General features: G+C 71.0%; 14 protein-coding genes, 1 tRNA gene, 1 rRNA gene and 1 pseudogene. 13 read left to right on the top strand and 4 right to left on the bottom strand.

What is annotated here, in order from left to right; genetic code table 11:
• The 3 genes from rrf to EFK10_RS34030 form a co-directional block, all read left to right on the top strand.
• Window positions 1–94, top strand: a 5S ribosomal RNA gene (rrf, locus tag EFK10_RS34040); the annotation flags it as partial.
• A gap of 142 nt (window positions 95–236) precedes the next feature.
• Window positions 237–1,211, top strand: a complete 975-nt coding sequence (locus tag EFK10_RS34035; RefSeq protein WP_127359505.1) for a DegT/DnrJ/EryC1/StrS family aminotransferase — start codon at window positions 237–239, stop codon at window positions 1,209–1,211.
• Between the two features lie 52 nt (window positions 1,212–1,263).
• A tRNA-Thr gene (locus EFK10_RS34030) sits at window positions 1,264–1,336 on the top strand.
• Between the two features lie 50 nt (window positions 1,337–1,386).
• Here EFK10_RS34030 and EFK10_RS34025 read toward each other — a convergent pair.
• A complete protein-coding gene (locus EFK10_RS34025; RefSeq protein WP_127359504.1) occupies window positions 1,387–3,993 on the bottom strand; it encodes a SpoIIE family protein phosphatase in 2,607 nt (868 codons plus the stop codon).
• Window positions 3,994–4,274: 281 nt separating this feature from the next.
• Here EFK10_RS34025 and EFK10_RS34020 point away from each other — a divergent pair, with 281 nt between their 5' ends.
• The 9 genes from EFK10_RS34020 (at window position 4,275) to EFK10_RS33980 (ending at window position 18,384) form a co-directional block, all read left to right on the top strand.
• Window positions 4,275–9,767, top strand: coding sequence for a HAMP domain-containing protein (locus EFK10_RS34020; protein WP_407647210.1), 5,493 nt, complete (start codon window positions 4,275–4,277; stop codon window positions 9,765–9,767).
• Between the two features lie 253 nt (window positions 9,768–10,020).
• The gene (locus EFK10_RS34015) at window positions 10,021–10,707 is read left to right on the top strand and encodes a response regulator (protein WP_127359502.1); all 687 of its coding nucleotides are present in this window, start codon (window positions 10,021–10,023) and stop codon (window positions 10,705–10,707) included.
• A 140-nt stretch (window positions 10,708–10,847) separates the two neighbouring features.
• Window positions 10,848–13,466, top strand: a complete 2,619-nt coding sequence (locus EFK10_RS34010) for a DNA translocase FtsK (protein ID WP_127359501.1) — start codon at window positions 10,848–10,850, stop codon at window positions 13,464–13,466.
• A 223-nt stretch (window positions 13,467–13,689) separates the two neighbouring features.
• Window positions 13,690–14,517 (top strand): helix-turn-helix domain-containing protein, encoded by an 828-nt coding sequence (locus EFK10_RS34005; RefSeq protein WP_240677647.1) that lies wholly within the window; start codon window positions 13,690–13,692, stop codon window positions 14,515–14,517.
• A 77-nt stretch (window positions 14,518–14,594) separates the two neighbouring features.
• On the top strand, window positions 14,595–16,079 hold the full coding sequence (gene rimO, locus EFK10_RS34000; RefSeq protein ID WP_127359499.1) for a 30S ribosomal protein S12 methylthiotransferase RimO: 1,485 nt from the start codon (window positions 14,595–14,597) through the stop codon (window positions 16,077–16,079).
• Window positions 16,076–16,720 (top strand): CDP-diacylglycerol--glycerol-3-phosphate 3-phosphatidyltransferase, encoded by a 645-nt coding sequence (gene pgsA, locus EFK10_RS33995; protein WP_127359498.1) that lies wholly within the window; start codon window positions 16,076–16,078, stop codon window positions 16,718–16,720. Before rimO ends, pgsA begins: the two co-directional genes overlap by 4 nt.
• On the top strand, window positions 16,717–17,286 hold the full coding sequence (locus tag EFK10_RS33990) for a CinA family protein (protein ID WP_127359497.1): 570 nt from the start codon (window positions 16,717–16,719) through the stop codon (window positions 17,284–17,286). Before pgsA ends, EFK10_RS33990 begins: the two co-directional genes overlap by 4 nt.
• A 94-nt stretch (window positions 17,287–17,380) precedes the next feature.
• Complete coding sequence (locus EFK10_RS33985) at window positions 17,381–17,764, top strand: helix-turn-helix domain-containing protein (protein WP_127359496.1); 384 nt, start codon at window positions 17,381–17,383, stop codon at window positions 17,762–17,764.
• A 149-nt stretch (window positions 17,765–17,913) separates the two neighbouring features.
• Window positions 17,914–18,384 carry a Dps family protein gene (locus tag EFK10_RS33980; protein ID WP_127359495.1) on the top strand — a complete coding sequence of 157 codons (471 nt, stop codon included), beginning with the start codon at window positions 17,914–17,916 and terminating at the stop codon, window positions 18,382–18,384.
• Between the two features lie 481 nt (window positions 18,385–18,865).
• Here the strand turns inward: EFK10_RS33980 and EFK10_RS33970 are convergent.
• The 3 genes and pseudogenes from EFK10_RS33970 to EFK10_RS33960 form a co-directional block, all read right to left on the bottom strand.
• A pseudogene (locus tag EFK10_RS33970) lies at window positions 18,866–19,630 on the bottom strand (SDR family NAD(P)-dependent oxidoreductase).
• Between the two features lie 36 nt (window positions 19,631–19,666).
• Complete coding sequence (locus EFK10_RS33965; RefSeq protein WP_127359493.1) at window positions 19,667–20,467, bottom strand: DNA-formamidopyrimidine glycosylase family protein; 801 nt, start codon at window positions 20,465–20,467, stop codon at window positions 19,667–19,669.
• 249 nt (window positions 20,468–20,716) lie between these two features.
• On the bottom strand, window positions 20,717–25,423 hold the full coding sequence (locus tag EFK10_RS33960; protein WP_127359492.1) for an ATP-dependent helicase: 4,707 nt from the start codon (window positions 25,421–25,423) through the stop codon (window positions 20,717–20,719).
• A gap of 71 nt (window positions 25,424–25,494) precedes the next feature.
• Here EFK10_RS33960 and EFK10_RS33955 point away from each other — a divergent pair.
• Window positions 25,495–26,011, top strand: a 517-nt coding sequence (locus EFK10_RS33955; protein WP_206305700.1) for an AraC family ligand binding domain-containing protein, incomplete at its 3' end; no start/stop codon positions are given.

Below are 26,011 nucleotides of genomic sequence, written 5' to 3'. Positions count from 1 at the left end.
AACGCCCGGTTACATTCCGAACCCGGAAGCTAAGCCTTTCAGCGCCGATGGTACTGCAGGGGGGACCCTGTGGGAGAGTAGGACGCCGCCGAACAATCTTTCATAAAGAGCCGTATCTCGGACTTCGGTCCAGGGGTACGGCTCTTTGTGTTGCCATAACCGTATGTTCATGCTCCGCTTAGCCGCTCATCATGCTGGGTCGCGATGCTGACGTCGTCGGCTAGTGGAGGTGCGGCATGCAGCAGACCACGCTTCAAGGCGCGGAAGTGGCGGCTCTGGAGACGGAGTTCTCCTCAGGGGCCGGCAACCGGCATTGTGTGGCCGTGGATTCGGGTATTGCTGCCCTGCGGTTGTCGCTGCAGGCGCTGGGGATCGGCGCGGGGGAAGAAGTCATCCTCCCGTCGTTCGCGCCGACCGCGACGGCGGAGGCCGTGCGGACGGTCGGGGCGATACCTGTGTTCGCGGACATCGATCCGCTGACCTTCTGCCTGGACCCCGAGGCTGTTGCCGCGGCTATAACGCCGCTCACCGTGGCTGTTCTGCCTGTTCACCTCTTCGGTCACCCGGCGGCCGTGGACACGCTCTCCGGGCTCGCGGAGCGGCACGGCCTGGCGATTGTGGAGGACGCGACCCAGGCGCAGGCCGCCGCGCTGTCGGGCCGCAAGGTGGGGACGTACGGGGTAATGAGCGTGTTCGCCGTCGAGAACGGGGCGATGGTGTCGACGGAGCACCCGGAATTGGCTCGTACGGTGAGGAACCTGAGGTCGTCCAGTCACAATGACATGCGGATGTCGGACGAATGTGCGGCGGGCGGGCTGGCCGGGCTGACCAAGCTGGCGGGTGCGGTGGCGCGGCAGCGGGCGAGCTGCCGGTATCCAGACTCGGCGCTGACCGGAGTGGTGGTGCCGCATGTGGAGCCGGGCGCCCACCACGTCTATCACCGCTACACGGTGCGGATTCCGGGCAATGGCCGGCCGGACCGTGATGCGTTCGCGCTCGCGCTGGCGGCGCGGGGCGTACGGGCGCGGGTGAGCATCCCTACGCCGTTGCATCGCATTCCCGCCAACCGGACGAGGGTCTCGGGCGCCTATCTGCCGCGTACCGAGGCGGCGGCGGGGGAGACCTTGTCGCTGCCGGTGCACCCGGGGCTCACCGAGAGGGAGTTGGAGCGGATGGCGTCGGCGTGCAACAGCCTCGGCGGAGTCCTCTGATCGGATTTTCAAACGCGGGCGTGGATGGGTTAAGATCTTTCACGTCGAGCACGCCCCAATAGCTCAGTCGGTAGAGCGTCTCCATGGTAAGGAGAAGGTCTACGGTTCGATTCCGTATTGGGGCTCTGACACAGAAGGCCCCCGCCTCACGGCGGGGGCCTTCGTCATTCCTGGGTCATTCCGGTACGCGCATCGCAAGGATCGCCATGTCGTCGGACGGGGCGTCGGAGGCGAAGCGCTCCACGGCTCGCTGGATGCGGGCGGCGACGGCGCCAGCGTTGAGGCCCGTACAGGTGGCCAAGACATCGGCGAGGCCGTCGTCGCCGAGCATGCGGGAGCCCTCGCGGCGCTCGGTGACGCCGTCGGTGACGCAGAGGAGTACGTCGCCGGGGGCGAGTTCGATGGTCTGCTCGGCCAGTTCGAGGTTCTCGATGACGCCGAGCAGTGGCTGCGGGTCGGCGGCCGCCTCCACGGTGCCGTCCTGGCGCAGGCGCAGCGGCAGGGGGTGGCCGGCGCAGACGACCTTGAGGATGGCGCTGCCGTCGGGCTGCGGCCACAACTCGCCGTACAGCAGCGTGAGGAAGCGGCTGCGGGCGCCCTCGTCGAGGATGGCGGCGTTGAGCCGCTCCAGGACGCTGGGGCCGCTGAAGCCCTCGCGGGCCAGCAGCCGCAGGGCGTGCCGGGCGAGGCCGGTCACGGCTGCTGCTTCGGGGCCGGTGCCGCAGACGTCGCCGATGGCGAAGCCCCAGCAGCCGTCGCGGATGGGGAAGACGTCGTAGAAGTCGCCGCCGACCTCGTTACCCTCGCCGGCGGCGCGGTAGACGACCTCGACCTCGACGCCGGGGATGTCCGGGAGGCCGGGGGGCAGCAGGCTGCGCTGCAGCGACTGGCTGATGGCGGTCCGCTCGCTGTAGAGGCGGGCGTTGTCCAGGGCCAGGGCGGCGCGGCGGGACAGGTCCTCAGCCAGTTCCAGGATTTCCTGGCGGAAGCGTTCGTCGGAGGGCTTGCCCAGCGTCAGCATGCCGATGACGCGGTTACGGGCCACCAGCGGCAGGACGACCGTCTCGCCGCCGACCGCTGCCGCTGTGGCGAGCGCCGTACCGGGGCCGGTGGCGGGCCGGCCGGGCTCGCCGAGGCCCAGGCTGCGCAGGGAGGCGCGGAGGGCGGTGGAGTGGGCGGCGTCTGAGGGGGCGGTCCAGATGCGGGCGCCGGGGGTGGGGTCCGGGGCCGGCGGCTGGACCTTGCTGAGCAGCGCCTTGATGCCGTCGATGCGGTCCTCGTCCTCGTGGAGTACAAAGGCGAGTTCGGGCTCGGACTGCTCGGCGATGGTGTAGACGGCGCACCAACTGGCCAGCGTGGGCACGGTCATCTGGGCCATCAGCGCCAGCGTCTGGTCCCGCTCCAGCGTTCCGGCCAGCAGATCCGAGGCCTCGACCAGGAAGGACAGCGAGCCACGGCGCAGCCGCTCCAGCTCGGTCAGGCGGGCGCTCTCGACGGCCAGGGCAATGCGGTCGGCCGCGAACTGCAGGCGCAACGCCTGTTCGTTGGAGTAGCGGCCCGGGGACTCGGCGGCGACCCCCAGGGATCCGGTCAGCCGCCCCTCGACCTTGAGAGGCACGGTGACGATCGACCGCATCCCGGTGCCGGCGAGCAGCGGCACGGCGCCGGGGACGGCGGTGAGGTCGTCGTGGACAGCAGGCATGCGGGCGCTGCCGTAACGGCCCGTACCGGCCTCGACGGGAACCCGGGCGAAGCGCTGGCGGGCCGACGGCAGTCCGGTGGAGGCCCGGACCTCCAACTCGGTCTCGTCGTCGGTGGCGAGCAGCAGGTAGGCGGCGTCGCCGTCGAGCATGTCGCGGGCGCGCTCGACGGTGCGCTGGAGCAGGCCGTCCAGGTCGTCCGGGGCCGGGGAGCCGATGAAGGTCTCGAACGGGTCGACGGCCTTGGCGCGTTCGGCGCCCGAGGCGTCGAGGGAGACACTGCCGCGCACCGGATTCTGCAGGATGGCCCGCTCGTCCTCGCGGACCAGGAGGCATACGGTCGACGGCTCGCCGGTGGTGTCGCGTACCCGCAGATGTGATCCGTACACCGGCTGGACGCGGCCGTCGGCGCCACGGATTCCGTAGCTGCCCTCCCAGCGGGACAGCAGCAGCGCTTCGGCGATGCCGTGGCCGGTGCCGGGGGTCTGGGGCCAGGCGGCGAGGTCGCCGAGGGGTTTGCCGACGACCTGGTCGGCGGGGTGGCCGAACAGCTCGGCGGCGTCGTCGTTCCAGCGGGTGAGGATGCCGTTGCGGTCGACCTGGATGACGGCGACGCGGACCCGCTCGTCGGCGAGCGGGAGGGCCGAGATCGGCAGGACGGGCCCGGCCGAGCGGGTGCCTGCGGGGCGCTGGGGGAGGTCGAGCTGGAACCAGACCTGCTTGGTCTCGGGGCTGTACTGGACGCCCCAGCGGGTGGCGAGGGCCGAGCAGAGGATCAGCCCGCGGCCGCCCTCGTGGTCGGGGTGGGCCTGGCGGTGCGCGTTCTGGAGCGGGACCTCGCGCTCGGGGTAGCGGTCGGAGACCTCGACCCGCACCGCGGCCTCGTAGCGCAGGCACTCGACGTCGGCGGCGGTACCGGCGTGCACGACGGCGTTGGTGACCAGCTCGCTGGTGAGGACGACTGCGTCGTCCACCACATCGGAGAAGCCCCATCCCTGCAGGGTGTCGCGGACGAATGCACGCGCGGTGGCGACCGAACGCCCGACCGGGTCGAAGGTGGCCGCTGCCCGCGCCGTGATCACAGAGCTCCTTGTTTGTCCTGGGACGTGTACGTCCTCGGTCCGCTGTACCTGCACCGTCAGCCCCCATGAGGTGTACGCCCGGTTCCTGGCGGGCAGCCGGATGCCAGGTTACTTACCCCTGTCGGTTGCGCGTGCGCCGGTTGCGGGTGTTTCTGCCCCGATCATGACGCCGGTCATATGCGATGCTGCCGAACTGTTATGGCCGGGTGCGGGCATGGTGAAACACTGGGCATGCCCTATACAGGCACATGCAGGTCGGTCGACCCTCTGGGAGGGACACGGTGGAGTCTGGCGCATCAGCGCGAGGCGGCGTGACAACCGCTTCAACGCGGAACAATTCCGCGCGGGCGAAAAACGCACGAGCCCGGGCGAACGGGACCGTCGAGGTGGACACGGCTGCCCTGCACAGATTGTTGGCGGCACTGTCGTCCATGCGGGACGGCAACTTCCGCAAGCGGCTGACCGTATCCGGCGACGGCGTGATGGCGGAGATCGCCGCCGTCTTCAACGAGGTCGCGGACCGCAACCAGCACCTCACCGGCGAACTGGCCCGCGTACGCCGCGTGGTCGGGCGGGAGGGCAAGCTCACAGAGCGCCTGGAGACCGGCGCCTGTGAGGGCGCCTGGGCAGCGGCGATCGATGCCTCGAACGCCCTGGTGGAGGACCTGGTACGCCCGGTGTCCGAGGTCGGCCGGGTGCTGTCCGCGGTGGCGGAAGGCGACCTGGAGCAGCGGATGGACCTGCGCTCGCAGGGCTCCGACGGCTCGGCGCACCCGCTGCGCGGGGAGTTCCTGAAGGTGGGCCGCACTACAAACGGGCTGGTCGACCAGCTCTCGGCGTTCACCGACGAGGTGACCCGGGTGGCCAGCGAGGTCGGCACCGAGGGCAAGCTCGGCGGGCAGGCGCGAGTGCGCGGAATGTCGGGTTCGTGGAAGGATCTCACGGATTCGGTCAACACGATGGCGTCCCGGCTGACCGCCCAGGTACGTGACATCGCTCTCGTTACGACGGCCGTGGCGAAGGGTGATCTGTCCCGTAAGGTCACGGTTCACGTGGCCGGCGAGATGCTGGAGTTGAAGAACACCGTCAACACGATGGTCGATCAGCTCTCCTCCTTCGCCTCCGAAGTGACCCGCGTCGCACGCGAGGTGGGCACCGAGGGCGAACTCGGCGGCCAGGCACAGGTACCGGGTGTGGCCGGCGTGTGGAAGGACCTGACGGATTCCGTAAATCTTATGGCCGGCAATCTGACGGCCCAGGTGCGCGATATCGCACAGGTGACGACGGCGGTCGCGAACGGCGACCTGTCGCAGAAAATCACGATCGGCGCGCGCGGCGAGGTCGCGCAGCTCGCCGAGACCATCAATGCGATGACCGAGACGCTGCGTACGTTCGCCGACGAGGTGACCCGGGTGGCGGGCGAGGTCGGCGCCGAGGGCCAGCTCGGCGGCCAGGCGCAGGTGCCGGGGGCGGCGGGGATCTGGAAGGACCTCACCGACTCGGTGAACACCGCCTTCCGCAACCTGACGGCCCAGGTGCGCGACATCGCGCAGGTCACGACGGCGGTGGCCAACGGTGACCTGTCGCAGAAGGTCACGGTGGACGTCTCCGGCGAGATGCTGGAGCTGAAGAACACCGTCAACACGATGGTCGACCAGCTGTCCGCCTTCGGTGCGGAAGTGACGAGGGTGGCCCGTGAGGTCGGTGTCGAGGGCGAGCTGGGCGGCCAGGCGCAGGTCCCCGGCGCGGCCGGGACCTGGAAGGACCTGACGGACTCGGTCAACACGGCCTTCCGCAACCTCACCGGCCAGGTCCGCAACATCGCGCAGGTGACCACGGCGGTGGCCAACGGTGACCTGTCGCAGAAGGTCACGGTGGACGTCTCCGGCGAGATGCTGGAGCTGAAGAACACCGTGAACCGGATGGTGGACCAGCTGTCCTCCTTCGCCGCCCAGGTGACCCGGGTGGCCCGCGACGTGGGCACCGAGGGCCGGCTGGGCGGTCAGGCCCGTGTGGACGGCGTCAGCGGCGTCTGGAAGGACCTGACGGACTCCGTCAACTTCATGGCGGGCAACCTGACCTCCCAGGTCCGCCAGATCGCCCAGGTGACCACGGCCGTGGCGCGCGGCGACCTCTCGCAGAAGATCGAGGTCGATGCCCGGGGCGAGATCCTGGAGCTGAAGAACACCCTCAACACGATGGTCGACCAGCTGTCCGCCTTCGCCGACCAGGTGACCCGCGTCGCCCGCGACGTGGGTACGGAGGGCCGGCTGGGCGGCCAGGCGCAGGTGCCGGGTGTGGCAGGTGTGTGGCGGGACCTGACGGATTCCGTGAACGGCATGGCCGGCAACCTGACCGCCCAGGTCCGTAACATCGCGCAGGTCGCGACCGCCGTGGCGCGCGGTGACCTGTCGCAGAAGATCGACGTGGACGCCCGGGGCGAGATCCTGGAGCTGAAGAACACCCTCAACACGATGGTGGACCAGCTCTCCTCCTTCGCCGAGCAGGTGACCCGGGTGGCCCGCGAGGTGGGCACCGAAGGCATCCTCGGCGGTCAGGCCGAGGTCAAGGGCGTATCGGGTACGTGGAAGGACCTCACCCAGTCCGTCAACTTCATGGCGACCAACCTGACCAGCCAGGTGCGTACGATCGCCGAGGTCACCACGGCGGTCGCCCAGGGCGATCTGTCCAAGAAGATCACCGTCGACGCGAAGGGCGAGATCCTCGCCCTGGTCACCACCGTCAACACGATGGTCGACCAGCTGTCGGCCTTCGGTGACGAGGTGACCCGCGTGGCCCGCGAGGTGGGTACCGAGGGCCAGTTGGGCGGCCAGGCCCGGGTCCGTGACGTGTCGGGCATCTGGAAGGACCTGACGGACAACGTGAACCTGATGGCCAACAACCTGACGAGTCAGGTGCGGTCCATCTCCTCCGTCGCCACCGCCGTCGCCAACGGCGACCTGACCAAGAAGATCACCGTCGAGGCGCGCGGCGAGATCGCGCAGCTCGCGGAAACGATCAACACGATGGTCGACACGCTGTCCGCCTTCGGTGACGAGGTCACGCGTGTGGCCCGCGAGGTGGGCACCGACGGCATCCTCGGCGGTCAGGCCCGCGTGCCCGGCGTCTCGGGCACCTGGAAGGACCTCACCGAGTCGGTGAACTTCATGGCGTCCAACCTGACCGGCCAGGTCCGCAACATCGCCGAGGTCACCACCGCTGTGGCCCGCGGTGACCTGTCCAAGAAGATCGACGTGGACGCGCGCGGCGAGATCCTGGAGCTGAAGACCACCGTCAACACCATGGTCGGTCAGCTGTCGGCCTTCGGTGACGAGGTGACCCGCGTCGCCCGCGAGGTGGGTACGGAGGGCCGGCTCGGCGGCCAGGCCCGGGTGCCGGGGGTCTCCGGCATCTGGAAGGACCTCACCGAGTCCGTGAACCTGATGGCCAACAACCTGACCCGCCAGGTCCGCAACATCGCCCAGGTCGCCACCGCGGTGACCCGTGGCGACCTCAACATCCGCACCGACGTGGACGCCGCGGGCGAGATCCTGGAGCTCCAGGACTACATCAACACCATGATCGTGCGCCTGCGCGAGACCACCCTCGCCAACAAGGAGCAGGACTGGCTCAAGGGCAACCTCGCCCGCATCTCCGGCCTCATGCAGGGCCGTCGGGACCTCAACGACGTGGCCGCGCTCATCATGAGCGAGCTCACACCGGTGGTCTCCGCCCAGCACGGCGCCTTCTTCCTCGCGGAGGAGATCGAAGGTGGCGAGAACCCAGTCGATGGGGCGGGGTACGAGTCCGAGTACGAGCTGCGGCTCATCGGCTCGTACGGATTCTCCCGGCGGGCCATGCCGACCTCCTTCCTGCCCGGCGAGGGGCTGATCGGCACGGCGGCCGTGGAGAAGCGGACGATCCTGGTCGAGAACGTCCCGCCCGGCTACCTCAAGATCGCCTCCGGGCTCGGCGAAGCGCCCCCGGCGCATGTGATCGTGCTGCCGGTGCTGTTCGAGGACCGGGTGCTCGGCGTGATCGAGCTGGCCTCCTTCCAGCCCTTCACCCAGATCCAGAAGGACTTCCTCGGTCAGATCACCGACATGATCGCGGTCAGCGTCAACACCATCGGCGTCAACACCAAGACTGAGGGGCTGCTCAAGCAGTCGCAGGAGCTCACCGAGCAGCTCCGGGAGCGAAGCGACGAGCTGGAGAACCGGCAGCGGGCGCTGGAGGTGTCCAACGCCGAGCTGGAGGAGAAGTCCGATCGCCTCGCCCGGCAGAACCGGGACATCGAAGTGAAGAACACCGAGATCGAGGACGCCCGGCAGGTTCTGGAGGAGCGCGCCGAGCAGCTCGCGGTGTCGATGCGCTACAAGTCCGAGTTCCTGGCCAACATGTCGCACGAGCTGCGCACCCCGCTCAACTCGCTGCTGATCCTGGCCAAGCTGCTCGCCGACAACGCCGAGAGCAATCTCTCGCCCAAGCAGGTCGAGTTCGCCGAAACGATTCACGGCGCCGGCTCCGACCTCCTCCAACTGATCAACGACATCCTGGACCTGTCCAAGGTCGAGGCGGGCAAGATGGACGTCACCCCGACCCGGATCGCCCTGGTCCAGCTGGTGGACTACGTCGAGGCCACCTTCCGGCCGCTGACCGCCGAGAAGGGCCTGGACTTCTCCGTACGGGTCTCACCGGAACTGCCGGTGACGCTGCACACCGACGAGCAGCGACTGCTCCAGGTGCTGCGCAACCTGCTGTCCAACGCGGTGAAGTTCACCGACAGCGGCTCGGTGGAGCTGGTGATCCGGCCGGCCGGGCCCGAGGTGCCGCAGTCGATCCGCGAGCAGTTGCTGGAGTCGGGCGCGCTGCGTGACGCGGACCAGCCGCTGATCGCGTTCTCGGTCACCGACACCGGAATCGGGATCGCGTCGAGCAAGATGCGGGTGATCTTCGAGGCCTTCAAGCAGGCGGACGGGACGACCAGCCGCAAGTACGGAGGCACCGGCCTCGGGCTGTCCATCAGCCGCGAGATCGCCCGGCTGCTCGGCGGCGAGATCCACGCCGACAGCCAGCCCGGCCGCGGCTCGACCTTCACCCTCTACCTCCCCCTCAGCAGCGGCGAACTGCCTCCGCAGGGCTACCCGGCGCTGCCGGCCGCCGCCGAGGACGAGGCCGGCACCGACCACCCCCTGCACGGCCTGTACACCGGCCACGCGTTGCCGCCCGGCGCCCGCGGCCGGGGCGCGGGCAGCAGCCTCGCGAGGCTGCGCAGGCGCTCCAGCTCCGCGGCCCCCGCGGTGAGCCAGGCGCCGCCCGGACAGTCCCCGCAGCAGTTCGCCGACTCCTGGGTGGACGGCGCGCACAGCGACGCGTACACCGGTTTCGCGGGCGGCTTCAGCGGCGAGAAGGTGCTCATCGTCGACGACGACATCCGTAATGTCTTCGCGCTCACCAGCGTCCTGGAGCAGCACGGGCTGACGGTGCTGTACGCGGAGAACGGCCGTGAGGGCATCGAGGTGCTGGAGCAGCACGACGACGTGGCGATTGTGCTGATGGACATCATGATGCCGGAAATGGATGGTTATGAGACGACTGCCGCTATTCGCAGGATGCCTCAGTTCGCCAACCTGCCGATCATCGCGCTCACCGCGAAGGCGATGAAGGGCGACCGCGAGAAGAGCATCGAGTCCGGCGCGTCGGACTACGTCGCCAAGCCGGTCGACACCGACCACCTGCTCGCGGTGATGCAACAGTGGATGCACGCCCGTTGAGCGCCCTCTTGCCCGCCTCGTCGGAGCTTGCGATCGACATGACTCGCCGTGGTCAATCAGGTGTGAGAACACGGGATTCGGGGAACCTTCTGGTCCCCGCTTGCGTTTCTGCTACGTGCACAGTGACATGGCGGTGACAGGGTGTGGCGGACAGCGGGGTGCGGCTACCATGACCGGCACAAGGACGGGCGACGTACAGAAGTCGTCCATGGGGGCGGCACCCGGTGCAGTGCCGGGGCGAGGAGGGCGGGCCATGGTGCAGAAGGCCAAGATCCTCCTGGTCGATGACCGGCCGGAGAATCTGCTGGCGCTGGAGGCCATTCTCTCGGCGCTCGATCAGACGCTGGTGCGGGCATCGTCCGGGGAGGAAGCGCTCAAGGCGCTGCTCACCGACGACTTCGCGGTGATTCTGCTGGATGTGCAGATGCCGGGCATGGACGGGTTCGAGACCGCGGCGCACATCAAGCGGCGTGAGCGGACGCGGGACATCCCGATCATCTTCCTCACGGCCATCAACCACGGGCCGCACCACACCTTCCGGGGATACGCGGCCGGTGCCGTCGACTACATCTCCAAGCCCTTCGACCCGTGGGTGCTCCGGGCCAAGGTCTCCGTCTTCGTCGAGCTCTACATGAAGAACTGCCAGCTGCGCGAGCAGGCCGCGCTGCTGCGGCTCCAGCTCGAGCAGGGCGGCGGCCAGAGCGGCTCCAACGGCGCCAAGGAGGCCGTCGGCCTGCTTGTCGAACTCTCCGCCCGGCTCGCGGCGGTGGAGGAGCAGGCCGACGCGCTGTCCAAACAGCTGGACGAGTCCTTGGACGCGGCGGCCGTCGCCACCGCCGCCCACCTGGAGCGCAAACTCACCGGCCTGCGCCGGGCGCTGGACGCCCTGGAACCCGGCACCGGATCCGGCGACGCCGGCAAGGTCCCGTCGCAGGACTGAACGCGCCACAAGGCGCGGCGCGGTTCGTGGCCGGCGGTCGTTGACGTCCTGTCAACCGTGGTGTGCCAAGGGCGCGACACGAACGGGGGTATCAATGGGCACGCGTGTCCCTTACGGTCTTCGGCGGTAACCTCAGCATCATGGCCTCACGTACGTCCGGCACCGCCAAGAAGGCTGCCGCCAAGCCTGCGGCCAAGAAGCCCCCGGCGAAGCGGCCCCCCGCCAAGAAGCCGGCGGCCAAAGCCGCACCGAAGCCCACCCCCAAGGCCGCACCCTCGCCGACCGGCGGCGTCTACCGGCTCGTACGGGCCCTGTGGCTCGGCCTCGCCCACACCGTCGGCGCACTCTTCCGCGGCATAGGGCGCGGCGCACGCGGACTCGACCCCGCCCACCGCAAGGACGGCCTCGCGCTGCTGCTGCTCGGCCTCGCGCTGGTGGTCGCCGTCGGTACGTACTCCGATCTGCAGGGCCCGGTGGGCGACCTGGTCCGCATACTGGTCACGGGGACCTTCGGGCGGCTGGACCTGGTGGTGCCGGTCCTGATCGGGATCGTCGTCGTACGGCTCATGCGGCACCCGGAGGAGGGCGACGCCAACGGCCGCATCGTCATCGGGCTGTCCACGCTGGTCGTGGGTGTGCTCGGGCTGGTGCACATCGGCTGCGGCTCGCCCGGGCGCGGCCAGGGCGCGGAGAAGATCCGCGACGCGGGCGGCCTGATCGGCTGGGCCGCCTCGGCGCCGCTGGAGTACACGGTCGGCAAGCCGCTCGCCGTGGCGCTGCTTGCCCTGCTGAGCTTCTTCGGGCTGCTGGTCGTGACGGCCACCCCGGTCGCAGCCATCCCGCAGCGGCTGCGGGAGCTGGCCATGTGGCTGCGGCTGCTCGAGGCGCCCGAGCCGGTCGGCGACGACGTGGCACTCGGGGACCTCTTCGAGGACCAGCCGCCGGCCGAGCAGGACGAGCCGAGGCCGCGCCGGCGTACGAAGCGCCGCTACGAGCCCAGGACCGACCTCCCGGACGACGGGGGAGTGCTCCGTCTGGACGCGGTCGACGTGGCCGCCGCGGCGGCCGCCGACCTGGACGGCGCCGTCATGTACGGGGTGCAGCCCTCGGCGCTCGTCGCCGGGCTGATCAAGTCCCCGGTGCCGTCCGCCCGGGACGAGGAGCCGGAGCCGCCCGCGTCCACCGGCGCGGACACCGGGTCCGTACCCGACCTGACCAAAAAGGCGGGGCCCGCCGAGGGTGCGCCACTGCCGCCGCGTGCCGAGCAGTTGCAGCTGTCCGGCGACATCACCTACGCCCTGCCGTCGCTGGACCTGCTGGAGCGCGGTGGCCCCGGACGTACCCGCACCGCCGCCAACGACGCGGTGGTCGCCCAGCTGACCGACGTGTTCTCGCAGTTCAAGGTGGACGCCCGGGTCACCGGCTTCACCCGGGGCCCGACGGTCACCCGCTATGTGGTCGAGCTCGGCCAGGCCGTCAAGGTCGAGCGGATCACCGCGCTGGCCAAGAACATCGCGTACGCCGTCGCCAGCCCGGACGTACGGATCATCAGCCCGATCCCCGGCAAGTCGGCTGTCGGCATCGAGATCCCCAACAGCGACCGCGAACTGGTCGTCCTCGGTGATGTACTGCGCTCGGCGGAGGCGGCCGGCGAGGAGCACCCGATGACGGTGGCCCTCGGCAAGGACGTCGAGGGCGGCTATGTGATGGCCAACCTCGCCCGGATGCCGCACATCCTGGTCGCGGGCGCCACCGGCGCCGGTAAGTCGTCCTGCATCAACTGCCTGATCACCTCGGTGATAGCGCGTGCCACGCCCGACGAGGTGCGGATGGTCCTGGTCGACCCCAAGCGCGTCGAGCTGACCGCGTACGAAGGCGTCCCGCACCTGATCACGCCGATCATCACCAACCCCAAACGGGCCGCCGAGGCGCTGCAGTGGGTGGTCCGCGAGATGGACCTGCGCTACGACGACCTGGCGGCGTACGGCTTCCGGCACATCGACGACTTCAACGCGGCGGTGCGCTCGGGCAAGGCCAAGACGCCCGAGGGCAGCGAGCGCGAGCTGGCCCCGTATCCCTACCTGCTGGTGATCGTGGACGAGCTGGCGGATCTGATGATGGTGGCGCCGCGCGATGTGGAGGACTCGATCGTCCGCATCACGCAGCTCGCCCGCGCGGCCGGCATCCACCTGGTGCTGGCCACGCAGCGGCCGAGTGTGGACGTGGTGACCGGTCTGATCAAGGCCAACGTGCCGTCGCGGCTGGCCTTCGCGACCTCCTCACTCGCGGACAGCCGGGTCATCCTCGACCAGGCGGGTGCCGAGAAGCTCATCGGAAAGGGTGACGGACTGTTCCTGCCGATGGGCGCGAACAAGCCGATCCGTATGCAGGGCGCCTTCGTCACGGAGGACGAGATCGCGGCGGTTGTCGGCCACTGCAAGGACCAGTTGACGCCCGCTTACCGCGAGGACGTGGTGGTCGGCAGCGGCCCGAAGAAGGAGATCGACGAGGAGATCGGCGACGACCTGGACCTGCTCTGCCAGGCGGCGGAACTGGTCGTGTCGACACAGTTCGGCTCCACTTCGATGCTCCAGCGCAAGCTGCGTGTGGGTTTCGCGAAAGCGGGCAGGCTGATGGATCTGATGGAATCGCGCGGGATCGTCGGTCCGAGTGAGGGATCGAAGGCCCGCGATGTTCTGGTCAAGCCTGAGGAGATGGACGGAGTCCTCGCCGTGATCCGCGGCGAGACTCATTCGTAGCTCACTCGTAAGAGGGGCGGGGGCAACCGTTTCTCCTGCCCGTACGTCAAGTTATTGCAGGAGGAAGGCGCATGTCCGTGTGTCAGTGGCACACCGGCCGGGTGACAGTTCCCTCCGGCAATCCTGATGGCGGACAAAGAACGGCCGTCCGCTTGCCCGAACTTTTCCGACCCCCCCTAGACTGAGTCTCCAGCAGGTGGCTACACGCTCGAAAGGCGCCCCCGTGTCCATCGGCAACCCGCCATCCGACGACCGTCCCCCGGTCGTCGACGACCGGCCCCCGGTCGGTCACGCCCTCGCCCAGGCACGCCTCGCCGCCGGCCTGACCGTCGACGAGGTCAGCAGCAGCACGCGCGTCCGCGCGCCCATCGTGCACGCCATCGAGCAGGACGATTTCTCCCGCTGCGGTGGCGACGTCTACGCCCGTGGCCATATCAGGACCCTCGCCCGCGCCGTCGGCCTCGACCCCGAGCCTCTGGTAGCGCAGTACGCCGCCGAGCACGGCGGCGTAGGCCCGACCCCGACACCCGTCGCCCCGTTGTACGAGGCCGACCGGATCCGCTCCGAGCCGCGCCGCCCCAACTGGACCGCCGCGATGGTCGCGGCGATCGTCGCCGTCGTCGGCTTCGTCGGCTTCACCGTCTTCAACGGCGGCAGCGACGGGAACAGCCAGCCGGTGGCCGGCAAGCCCACCGTGGTGAGCACCACCAAGAGCGCCGGCCCGTCGCCCACGGCCAGCACCAACACCAAGCCCGACCCGACCGAGAGCGCGATCGCAGCGGCCCCGGCCGACAAGGTCACCGTGAAGATCACTGCTGACGGCGCCAAGAGCTGGGTCTCGGTGGCCGACAGCAACGGACGCTCGCTCTTCCAAGGCAACCTCCCGGCAGGGCAGTCCATGTCCTTCACCGACGAGAAGAAGATCAATCTCATCGTGGGCAACGCCGGCGCCATCAAACTGTTCGTCAACGGCAAGGACATCGGCAGGGCCGGAACCCCCGGCCAGGTCCAGCGGCTCAACTTCACTCCGGGAGACCCGCAGGCCGGCTGACCCGGGAGGCGTCGCGAGGTGATCGCCCCCGACCCCTCGGGGGCGGGGGCATGGGCCGGACAAAGTACGCTGAGGTCATGCCCGAACCCCGTACCGTCGCCCTTGTCACGCTCGGCTGCGCCCGCAATGAGGTGGACTCCGAAGAGCTCGCCGGCCGTCTCGCGGCGGACGGCTGGCAGCTCGTCGAGGACGCCACCGACGCGGACGTCGCCGTCGTGAACACCTGCGGCTTCGTCGAGGCCGCGAAGAAGGACTCCGTGGACGCCCTTCTTGAGGCCAACGACCTCAAGGGACAGGGCCGCACCCAGGCCGTCGTCGCGGTGGGCTGCATGGCCGAGCGGTACGGCAAGGAGCTCGCGGAAGCGCTGCCCGAGGCCGACGGCGTGCTCGGCTTCGACGACTACGCGGACATCTCCGACCGACTGCAGACCATCCTCTCCGGCGGTGTGCACGCCCCGCACACCCCGCGCGACCGGCGCAAGCTGCTGCCGATCAGCCCCGCCGAGCGCCAGGACACCGCAGGCGTGGCACTCCCGGGGCACGCCCAGGCGCCCGCCTCCGCCCCGGAGGATCTGCCCGAGGGCGTCGCACCCGCCTCCGGGCCCCGCGCGCCGCTGCGCCGCCGCCTGGACAGCAGCCCGGTCGCCTCGGTCAAGCTCGCCTCCGGCTGCGACCGCCGTTGCTCCTTCTGCGCCATCCCGTCCTTCCGGGGCTCCTTCATCTCGCGCCGTCCGTCGGATGTGCTGGGCGAGACCCGCTGGCTGGCCGAGCAGGGCGTCAAGGAGGTCATGCTGGTCAGCGAGAACAACACCTCGTACGGCAAGGACCTCGGTGACATCCGTCTCCTGGAGACGCTGCTGCCCGAGCTGGCCGCCGTCGAGGGCGTCGAGCGCATCCGGGTCAGCTATCTGCAGCCCGCCGAGATGCGGCTCGGCCTGATCGACGTACTGACCTCGACCCCCAAGGTCATGCCGTACTTCGACCTGTCCTTCCAGCACTCCGCCCCCGGCGTGCTGCGCGCCATGCGCCGCTTCGGCGACACCGAGCGCTTCCTGGAGCTGCTGGACACCATCCGCTCCAAGGCCCCCGAGGCCGGTGTGCGCTCCAACTTCATCGTCGGCTTCCCCGGCGAGACCGAGGCGGACCTGGAGGAGCTGGAGCGCTTCCTGTCCGCCGCGAGGCTCGACGCGATCGGCGTCTTCGGGTACTCCGACGAGGAGGGCACCGAGGCGGCCACGTACGGCGACAAGCTCGACGAGGACGTGGTGGCCCAGCGCCTGGCCCGCGTCTCGCGGCTCGCCGAGGAGCTGACGGCGCAGCGCGCCGAGGAGCGGCTCGGGTCGACGGTCGAGGTGCTGGTGGAGAGCATCGAGGACGACGAGGCGATCGGCCGGGCGGCCCACCAGGCGCCGGAGACCGACGGCCAGGTGGTGCTGACCTCGTACGAGGGCCTCGCACCCGGCATGATCATCACGGCGAAGGTCGTGGACACCGAGGGCGTCGACCTGGTCGCCGAGCCGGTGACGGCGCTGTGTACGGAGCCGGAGGAGGCGGGCAGATGACCGGAGTCCCCGCGCCCGCCGCCGGCAACCACCGCCCCGCGGCCGTTGTTCCCACGGCCCCGCAGGCAGGGCTGTGGAACATCGCCAACATCCTCACGATGGTGCGGCTGGTGCTGGTGCCCGGCTTCGTCCTGCTGCTGGTCCACGACGGCGGCCACGACCCCGTCTGGCGCTCCTTCGCATGGGCGGCCTTCGCCGTCGCGATGATCACCGACCTCTTCGACGGCGAGCTTGCCCGCCGCTACGGCCTGGTCACCGACTTCGGCAAGATCGCCGACCCGATCGCCGACAAGGCCATCATGGGCGCCGCCCTGGTCGGGCTCTCGGCGCTCGGCGACCTGCCGTGGTGGGTGACCGTCGTGATCCTGTTCCGGGAGATCGGCATCACGGTGCTGCGCTTCTGGGTGATCCGCTGGGGCGTCATCCCGGCCAACCGGGGCGGCAAGCTCAAGACGCTCACCCAGGGCATCGCCGTCGGCATGTACATCCTGGTCCTCACCGGGCCGCTGGCCACGCTGCGGGCCGTGCTGATGGGCGCCGCCGTGATCCTGACGGTCTGGTCCGGGCTCGACTACGTACGACAGGCCCTGGTGCTGCGCCGGGCGGGGCTGGCCGCCGCCGCTCGGGAGCACCAGGAATGACCGCCGCTGCCCGGGTGTTGGGGATGCTGGACGAGCGGGGCACGAGCCTGGCGGTCGCCGAGTCCCTCACCGGCGGGCTGCTCGCCGCCGAGCTGACCGGGGTGCCGGGTGCCTCGCGGACCTTCCGGGGCTCGGTAACCGCCTACGCCACCGAACTCAAGGCGCGGCTGCTCGGCGTGGACACGGTTCTGCTGGCCGAACACGGCGCCGTCGACCCGGAAGTCGCCCGCGCCATGGCGGAGGGCGTACGGGCCGCCCTGGGCGCCGACTGGGGGCTGGCCACCACCGGCGTCGCCGGGCCCGACCCGCAGGACGGCAAACCGGTGGGGACGGTGTACGTGGCCGTGGCAGGCCCCGGGGCGCCCGCGCGGGCCCGTGAGCTGCGGCTGGAGGGTGACCGGGCGGCGATCCGGCGGGCGACGGTGGACGCCGCTCTGACCCTGCTGGAACAGTCGCTGGAGGATGCTCCTGCGCAGCCGCTCGTGTCGGGCTCGAGAACTTCTCGCAAATCGGCGGAGGCGAAGGATAGGGAAGATGGTGGGGGGAAGGGATGTTTGCAGCCCTGAGTGAACACGTCATCGCTCCCCGCACGGCCGAGGCCCGAGGCGGTACGGTGGGGCGAGAAGGTTGTGATTTCGCGGTCCGAGGAGGGAGCCACCGATGATCCTGCTCCGTCGCCTGCTTGGTGACGTGCTGCGTCGGCAGCGCCAGCGCCAGGGCCGCACCCTGCGTGAGGTCTCCTCGTCAGCCCGGGTGTCCCTGGGATATCTGTCGGAGGTCGAACGAGGGCAGAAGGAGGCATCCTCCGAGCTGCTCTCGGCGATCTGTGACGCTTTGGACGTCCCGATGTCCGAGGTGATGCGGGAGGTCAGCGACGATCTGTCGCTTGCCGAGCTGGCGGAGTCGGCGGCTTCCGAGTCCGCTGCCGCGCCTATGCGGCCGCTGCTGGGCGCGGTCACGTCCGTACCGCACGGTCCGGACGAACGGGTCACCATCAAGGCGCCGAAGGCGCCCGCCGAGGCCGTGGACGTCGTCGCGGCCTGAGCGACACATGGGTTTTCCGTATGGAGCCCCGGTCGGCACCACGCCGGCCGGGGCTCCGGCGTTGTTGCGTTTGGGACCGGTGGAGCGGGAAGGCGTGGAAGGGGGACGACCAGCTCGTTCCTCGCACGGTTTCACAAGGAGGCAACAGCATGGCTGTCGTTACGAGCACGCTGACCGAGTCCGCCCGCAAGGTCACCGGTGACGCGCTGCAGGGTGTTCTGGCCGATCTGATCGACCTCTCCCTGGTCGGCAAGCAGGTGCACTGGAACGTCATCGGCCCCCGCTTCCGCTCCATCCACCTCCAGCTCGACGACGTGGTGGTCACGGCCCGTACGTACGCCGACACGGTCGCCGAGCGGGCGTCCGCGATCGGTGTCACCCCGGACGGGCGGGCGGGCACCATCGCCAAGAGCAGCGGCATCGACACCGTCACGGATGGCTGGGTCAAGGACTCGCAGGTTGTGGAGATCATGGTCGAGGCGCTCGGACAGGTGATCAAGCGGGTGCGTGAGGGCATCGACGCGACTGCGGAGCCGGACCCGGTGACGCAGGACATCTTCATCGGCCTGGCCGGCGATCTCGAGAAGCACCACTGGATGTTCCAGGCGGAGAACGTCTAGAGCTGGGCGGCCCCTCCCGCGTAGCGCGTCCTGCCTGTGTTGTCGCAGGTAGCGGCCGGTTCTTAGCCCGATCGAGTGAAGGATGGGGCAGGTCTGGGCGCAAAGGTCTAGCGATCTTGAAGGACGGGGATCCAAGCACGGTACGGGGAACTCTCCACGGGTTCCCCGCCGCAACCTCGGGGCTCCGAAGGAGGCGGCCATGTGCGTTCTCCGGAAGATCTGGGTCCGGCGGCCGGTCCGCTGGACGATCGCGCTCGTCGCGGGCGCGTTCTGGTGGTGGGCCGCCCTGCGGCTCGCCGTGGTGCCGGCCCGGACCGGCCCGGTCGAGGGTCTGTTGGCGGCAGGTGGCTGGGGCCTGAGCCTCATCCCGCTGCACTCCGTGACCCGGACAGGGTCCCGCCGATCAGGGTCATCAGCTCCCGCAACCCCCGCCGCATCGTGCGGCGCGCGCCTGCCGGGGCCCCGTAGGCCTCTGACGTGCCTACCAGGGCATGGCGATGCCTCCGTTGTAACGCAGGATCTGGCCGGTCATAAAGGCTGAGCGGTCGGAGGCAAGGCAAGAAAGGGCACCGTGCCCGCCACGTCCCCTGGGTCACCCACGCGGCCCAGGGGCGTGGCGCGTGCCATCGCCGCCTCACCGCGGGCCTGGGCGCCCGCGTCGTCGCGGGCGGTCATCGGGGTCCGTATGAAGCCGGGGGCGATGGCGTTGGCGCGTACGCCGTAGGGGCCGAGCTCGGTGGCCAGGGTCTTCGTGAGCTGGACGACGGCGGCTTTGGAGACGCTGTAGCAGAGCAGGCCGCTCATGCCGGTGTCGATCGCGCCGGAGGCCATGGTGATGATGCCCGGAACCCTGTTGCTTCATCGCACGGGCCGCCTCGCGGGCGCTGTGCAGGACGCCCTTGAAGTTGACGGCCAGGACCCGGTCCAGATCGGCCTCGTCGGTCTCCAGGACGGGGCTGCTGTGCATGATCCCGGCGATGGCGGCGAGGACGTCCAGCCGGCCGTGGGCGCGTACGGTCTCGCGGACCGCCTCGGCGGTGCCGGCGCCGTCGGTGACGTCGAGGGCCCGGGCGTACGCGCTGCCGCCGGCCTCGCCGATCAGCTTCACGGTCTGCTGCGCGCCGGGCTCGTCGCGGTCCGCGCAGACCACGGTGGCCCCGGCCTCGGAGAGGAGCCGGGCCGAGGCCCTGCCTATGCCGCTGGCGGCGCCTGTGATCAGGGCGGTGCGTCCGGTGAGGTCGGCCATGCGGTGACCGTACGGCCGGATCTGACGGTACGTCAATTACTTTGGCGCTGCCGGACCCCGCTGGCAGCTCGGGCACCAGTACGTCACGCGCTCCTGGCCCGCCGGGCCCTGGTCCGCGACCCGGATCGTCGTCCCGCAGCGCAGGCAGGGGCGGTCGGCCCTTCCGTACACCCAGTGCGTACGGCCCCGCCGGGTTTCGCCGGTGGTGATGTGCCCCGGGCGGGCCTTGTTGGCCTCCAGCAGCCGCTTGGCCAGAGCCACAACGCGCTCCGGGGAAGGGACCTCACCGGCGGGCGTCCAGGGGGTTACCCCGCGCAGGAAGCACAACTCCGACTTGTAGACATTGCCCAGGCCCGCGAGATTCCGCTGGTCGAGCAACGCCTCGCCGACCGCCCGCCCCGGCTCCGCCGTCAGCCGGCGCACCGCCTCCTCGGGATCCCAGTCCGGCCCCAGCAGATCCGGCCCGAGGTGGCCCACCGCCTTCTCCTCCTCCGCGGTCGGCAGCAGCTCCAGAACCGGCAGCCGGTACCCCACCGCCACCCGGTCCGCGCTGGCCAGCACCGCCCGCACCTGGTGCTGCGGACCGCCGCGCCACCGCTCGCCCGGGGCGTACAGATGCCAGGACCCGTCCATCATCAAGTGCGAGTGCAATGTCACCCCGCCCTCGAACCGCGCCAGCAGATGCTTACCGCGCGGGACGACCTCCTCCACCCGCCGGCCGCCCAGATCCGCCGTCGCCAACTGCGGCACCCGCAGATCACACCTGACCAGCACTTTCCCGGCGAGCGCCTCATGCAGCCGCCGCGCCGTCAGCCAGACCGTATCCCCTTCAGGCATGCGGCCATTTTGCCGCGTGCGCCGGCCGCCCGCGGGGGCGCTGCGCTGGGACCCCGTGATGCTTCGATGTCGGGTGCGGGTCCGTGGTCGGGTTGTGCCAGCCTCCCCCAGCTAGACGCTGGGAGTGCCCCCACCCCCAGCCTTCGGCCGTGGGGGCACTCCCCCAGCCTTCGGCCGGGGGGACCCCCACCCAAAGGAACGTTTGGGGGAGAGCCCGGTTTCGGGAAGGGGCGGGGTGGAGGAAAGCCCCTACGCCCGCAGGCGCAGGCCGCGCGGGGTGGCGTGGAAGCCGGCGGCTTCCAGAGCGCGGCCCAGGGGCGACGTGAGCGCGGACTCGCCATTGGTGCGCTCGACGGTGAGGCGCCCGAGGGCGCCCTTGCGGACGGCCAGGGCGAGCGCGTCGGCGGCGGCCTGGAGCCGGTCCTCGTCCTCGGGCCAGGCGAGCAGGGTCTTGCCGCCGCGCTCGACGTAGAGGGCGAGCTCGCCGTCGACCAGGACGACCAGGGCGCCGGCCTTGCGCCCGGGGCGGTGGGTGACGCCGGCGGGCTGGTCGGGCCACGGCAGGGCCGCGCCGTACACGTTGGCGGGGTCGGCGGCGGCGAGGACGACCGTACGGGCGGCGGGGCCCTGGGCGTGGCGGCCCTCCTCGCGGTCGCGGGCGGTGCTGATGGCGCGCAGGCGGTCCACGGCGCCGTCCATGGCGAACTGGGCGGCGCCGAGCCCCTCCACCACGTATCCACGGCGGGCCTGTCCGGTCTCCTCGAAGGCGGAGAGCACGCGGTAGGCGGCGGAGAAGCCGCCCTCGACGCCCTCGGCGGCGACCGCGCCACGGGTCACGACGCCGTGCCGGTCGAGCAGCGTGTGGGTCAGGGCGTGCGCGCGATGGGTGACGTCCGTCTCCAGGGCCGGGACCAGTGACCACCGCCCCGCCGTCGTGGGCGGCCCCGAACGGGACGCCGTGGCGCGCGGCGCCCGCCCGGTCAGCGAACCGTAGCGACCGCGAGGCACGGCGCGCGGCGCCCGGTGCGCCGTGGAACCCGCCGTGCGGCCGGAGCCGAGGAGGGCACGCAGCGGGGCGAGCGTGTCGTTGGTGAGCCGGCCGGACCAGGCCAGGTCCCAGACGGCGTCGGCCAGTTCGGGATCGGAGGGACTGAGCCCCGCAGCGCGCACATGGTCAGCGATCTGCCGGAAGAAGAGCCCGTAGCCGCCGCCGAGGGCGTCCAGGACGGCCCGGTGCAGTGGGGACAGCTCCAGCGGCTGCGGCGCAGGGAGCAGCAGCGGCGCGGCGTCGGCCAGGTAGAGCGACACCCAGCCGTCCTTGCCCGGCAGTGCCCCGGCGCCTGACCACAGGATCTCGCCGGACGCGGTCAGCTCGTCGAGCATGCCGGGCGCGTATCCCGTGACGCGGGCCGGCAGGACCAGCTTCTCCAGCGCCGAGGCAGGCACGGATGCCCCCTGCAGCTGCTCGACGGCCCGTACGAGACCGTCGATGCCACGCAGGCTGTGCGTGCCCACGTGCTGCCACTGCGGCAGGAACGTGGCCAGCGTCGTCGGCGGCACCGGCTCCAGCTCATGCCGCAGCGCGGCCAGGGAGCGCCGCCGCAGCCGCCGCAGCACCCCGGCGTCGCACCACTCGTGGCCCGCCCCACCTGGCCGGAACTCGCCCTGGACCACCCGGCCCGGCGCGGCCAGCCGGTGCAGGGTGCCGTCGGCCACGGCTGTGCCCAGGCCGAAGCGCTGGGCCGCCTCGGCGGAGGTGAAGGGGCCGTGGGTGCGTGCGTACCGGGCGAGGAGGTCGGCCAGCGGGTCCTTGACCGGCTCGGTGAAGGCCTCGGGCACCCCGACCGGGAGCGCAGTGCCGAGCGCGTCCCGCAGCCGTCCGGCGTCCTCGACGGCCGCCCAGTGCTCCGCGCCGCCCAGACGGACCCGGATCGCGCGCCGGGTCGCCTCCAGCTCCCGTACCCACGTCGGCTCGGCGCCCCGGGCCACCAGCTCGGCGTCGGTGAGCGGCCCGAGCAGCCGCAGCAGGTCGGCGACGCTCTCCACGTCCTTGGCCCGGCGGTCCTCGGTCAGCCACTGCAGCTCCTGCTCCAGCTCGACCAGTACATCGGCGTCCAACAGCTCACGCAGCTCCGCCTGGCCCAGCAGCTCGGCGAGCAGCCGGGAGTCCAGCGACAGCGCGGCGGCGCGCCGCTCGGCGAGCGGGGAGTCGCCCTCGTACAGGAACTGCGCGACATAGCCGAAGAGCAGCGAGCGCGCGAAAGGCGACGGCTCGGGGGTGGTGACCTCGACCAGCCGCACCCGGCGGGCCTCGATGTCGCCCATCAGCTCGACCAGCCCGGGCACGTCGAAGACATCCTGGAGGCACTCGCGGACCGCTTCCAGCACGATCGGGAACGAGCCGAACTCCGAGGCGACCTGCAGCAGTTGGGCCGCCCTCTGGCGCTGCTGCCACAGGGGGGTGCGCTTGCCGGGATTGCGGCGCGGCAGCAGCAGCGCGCGGGTCGCGCACTCGCGGAAGCGCGACGCGAAGAGTGCGGAGCCGCCGACCTGGTCGGTTACCAGCTGCTCGACCTCGCCTTTGTCGAAGGCGACATCGGCGGCGCCGACCGGCGACTGGTCGCTGTCGAACTCCGCGCCCTGCTTGACCGGATCGACGTCCAGCAGATCCATACCCAGCAGGTCTGCGTCGGGCAGCCGCAGCACGATGCCGTCGTCCGCGTGCATCACCTGGGCGTCGAAGCCGTACCGCTCGGACAGCCGCGCCCCCAGCGCCAGCGCCCAGGGGGCGTGCACCTGCGCGCCGAAGGGCGAGTGGACCACGACTCGCCAGTCGCCCAGCTCGTCCCGGAAGCGCTCGACGACGATGGTGCGGTCGTCCGGCACATGGCCGCAGGCCTTCCGCTGCTCGTCCAGATACGCCACGACGTTGTCGACCGCCCACGGGTCGAGCCCGGCCGCCGCCAGCCGCTCCCGGCTCTCCTCGGGGGTCAGCCGGCCCACCTCGCGCAGGAACGCGCCCACCGCCCGGCCCAGTTCGAGCGGGCGGCCCAGCTGGTCGCCCTTCCAGAACGGCAGCCTGCCCGGCACCCCGGGCGCGGGGGAGACCAGGACCCGGTCCCGGGTGATGTCCTCGATCCGCCAGGAGCTCGTGCCCAGCGTGAAGACGTCCCCGACCCGGGACTCGTACACCATCTCCTCGTCCAGCTCGCCGACCCGGCCGCCGCCCTTCTTGGGGTCGGCGCCGGCCAGGAAGACCCCGAACAGCCCCCGGTCCGGGATCGTGCCGCCCGAGGTCACCGCGAGCCGCTGCGCCCCGGGGCGGCCAGTGACCGTGTTGGTGACCCGGTCCCAGACCAGGCGCGGGCGCAGCTCGGCGAAGGCGTCGGACGGATAGCGCCCGGCGAGCATGTCCAGGACGGCGGTGTACGCGGAGTGCGGCAGTCCGGCGAAGGGCGCGGCTCGCCGGATGACGGCCAGCAGCTCGTCGACGTCCCAGGTGTCGAGGGAGGTCATGGCGACCAGCTGCTGCGCCAGTACGTCGAGGGGGTTGGACGGGACGCGCAGCGACTCGATGGCGCCCACGCGCATCCGCTCGGTCACCACGGCCGACTGCACCAGGTCGCCCCGGTACTTGGGGAAGACCACACCCGTGGAGACCGCGCCCACCTGGTGTCCGGCCCGGCCCACGCGCTGCAGGCCGGAGGCGACGGACGGCGGCGACTCCACCTGGACGACCAGGTCCACCGCGCCCATGTCGATCCCCAGCTCCAGGCTGGATGTGGCCACGACGGCCGGCAGCCGCCCCGCCTTCAGATCCTCCTCGACCAGCGCCCGCTGCTCCTTGGACACCGACCCGTGGTGCGCCCGTGCCAGCACGGGGGGAGCGCCTTGCGCGGCCCCGGACTGCGCCATGATCTCGGCGGGCGGTCCGGACTCGGGCATCGGCTCGCCCGTGGCACGTTCATACGCGATCTCATTGAGCCGGTTGCAGAGCCGCTCCGCCAGGCGCCGCGAATTGGCGAAGACGATCGTGGAGCGGTGTGCCTGCACCAGGTCGGCGATCCGCTCCTCCACATGCGGCCAGATCGACGGCCGCTCGTCGCCGGCCGCCGCCGCTCCGCTGTGGTCGGCCACGGGGGAGCCGCCGAGCTCGCCCAGATCCTCGACCGGGACGACCACCGACAGGTCGAACTCCTTCTCCGAGGGCGGCTGGACGATCGTCACCTTGCGCTGCGGGGACAGGAAGCGCGCCACCTCGTTCACCGGCCGGACGGTCGCCGACAGCCCGATCCGCCGCGCGGGCCGGTCGTGGCGGAGCCGCGCAGAATCAGCACGGTGCAGCTCGTCCAGCCGCTCCAGCGACAGGGCGAGATGCGCGCCCCGCTTGGTCCCGGCGACCGCGTGCACCTCGTCGAGGATCACCGTCTCGACGCCGCGCAGCGCGTCCCGCGTCGCCGAGGTGAGCATCAGGAACAGCGACTCCGGCGTCGTGATCAGGATGTCCGGCGGCCTGGTCGCCAGCGCACGCCGCTCCGCCGCCGGGGTGTCGCCCGAGCGGATCCCGACCCGCACCTCCGGCTCCGGCAGCCCGAGCCGTACGGACTCGTGCCTCAGCCCTGTGAGCGGGCTCCGCAGATTGCGCTCCACGTCCACCGCGAGCGCCTTGAGCGGCGACACGTACAGCACCCGGCAGCGCCGCTGGGCCTCGGCCGGCGGCGGGGTGCTCGCCAGCCGGTCCAGGGACGCCAGGAAGGCCGCGAGGGTCTTGCCGGAGCCGGTCGGCGCGACCACCAGTACGTCGGATTCCTCGGCGATCGCCCGCCATGCCCCGGCCTGCGCGGCCGTGGGTGCGTCGAAGGCCCCCGTGAACCACGCGCGGGTGGCGGGGGAGAAGGCTTCCAGGGACGACGCCGGGTCCTCCTCCGGCGTGTTCCGAGTGCTCCGTCGCGACATGTCATCCATCCTGCCTCGGCCCACTGACAATCCGGTTCCAGCCGTTGTGAGAGGCGGCCCACAATGGATCCATGGCACCGGAGGAGCGCGCACGACACTGGCAGCACCCGGGCATGCCCGGCGTGGATCTGCTGCGCGCCCACTACATCCGGCACACCTTCCCGCGCCATGCCCACGACGGCTACGTGATCGCCGCCGTGACCCGGGGCATCGAGGTGGTCGGCCTGCCGCAGGGCCTGGAGCGGGCCGGGGCCGGCAGCGTGGTGCTGATCAACCCGGAGACCCCGCACACCGCGCACGCCGGGACCGACGAGGGCTGGAGCTACCACGTGCTGTACCCGGCGGTCGACGTGATCGCCGAGGTCGCGCAGGAGATCTCCGCGATCCGGGGCACGCCGTCCTTCACCGCGTCGCTGTCCGACGACCCCGAGGCCGCCCGCCTCATCGCCGACGTGCACCGCGCGGCCGAGTACGACAACGCGCTCGCCGCCGATTCCACCCTGCGCCTGGCCGCCGCCCGGCTGCTGCGCCGCTGGGGAGCCGCCCCCGCCTCCCGCCGCCCGGCCGCCGCGGGCACCCTCGCCGCGC

The organism is Streptomyces soli (assembly GCF_003999195.1).
GTDB classification, from domain to species: Bacteria; Actinomycetota; Actinomycetes; order Streptomycetales; family Streptomycetaceae; genus Actinacidiphila; species Actinacidiphila soli.
This window is presented reverse-complemented; position numbering and strand designations above follow the sequence as displayed.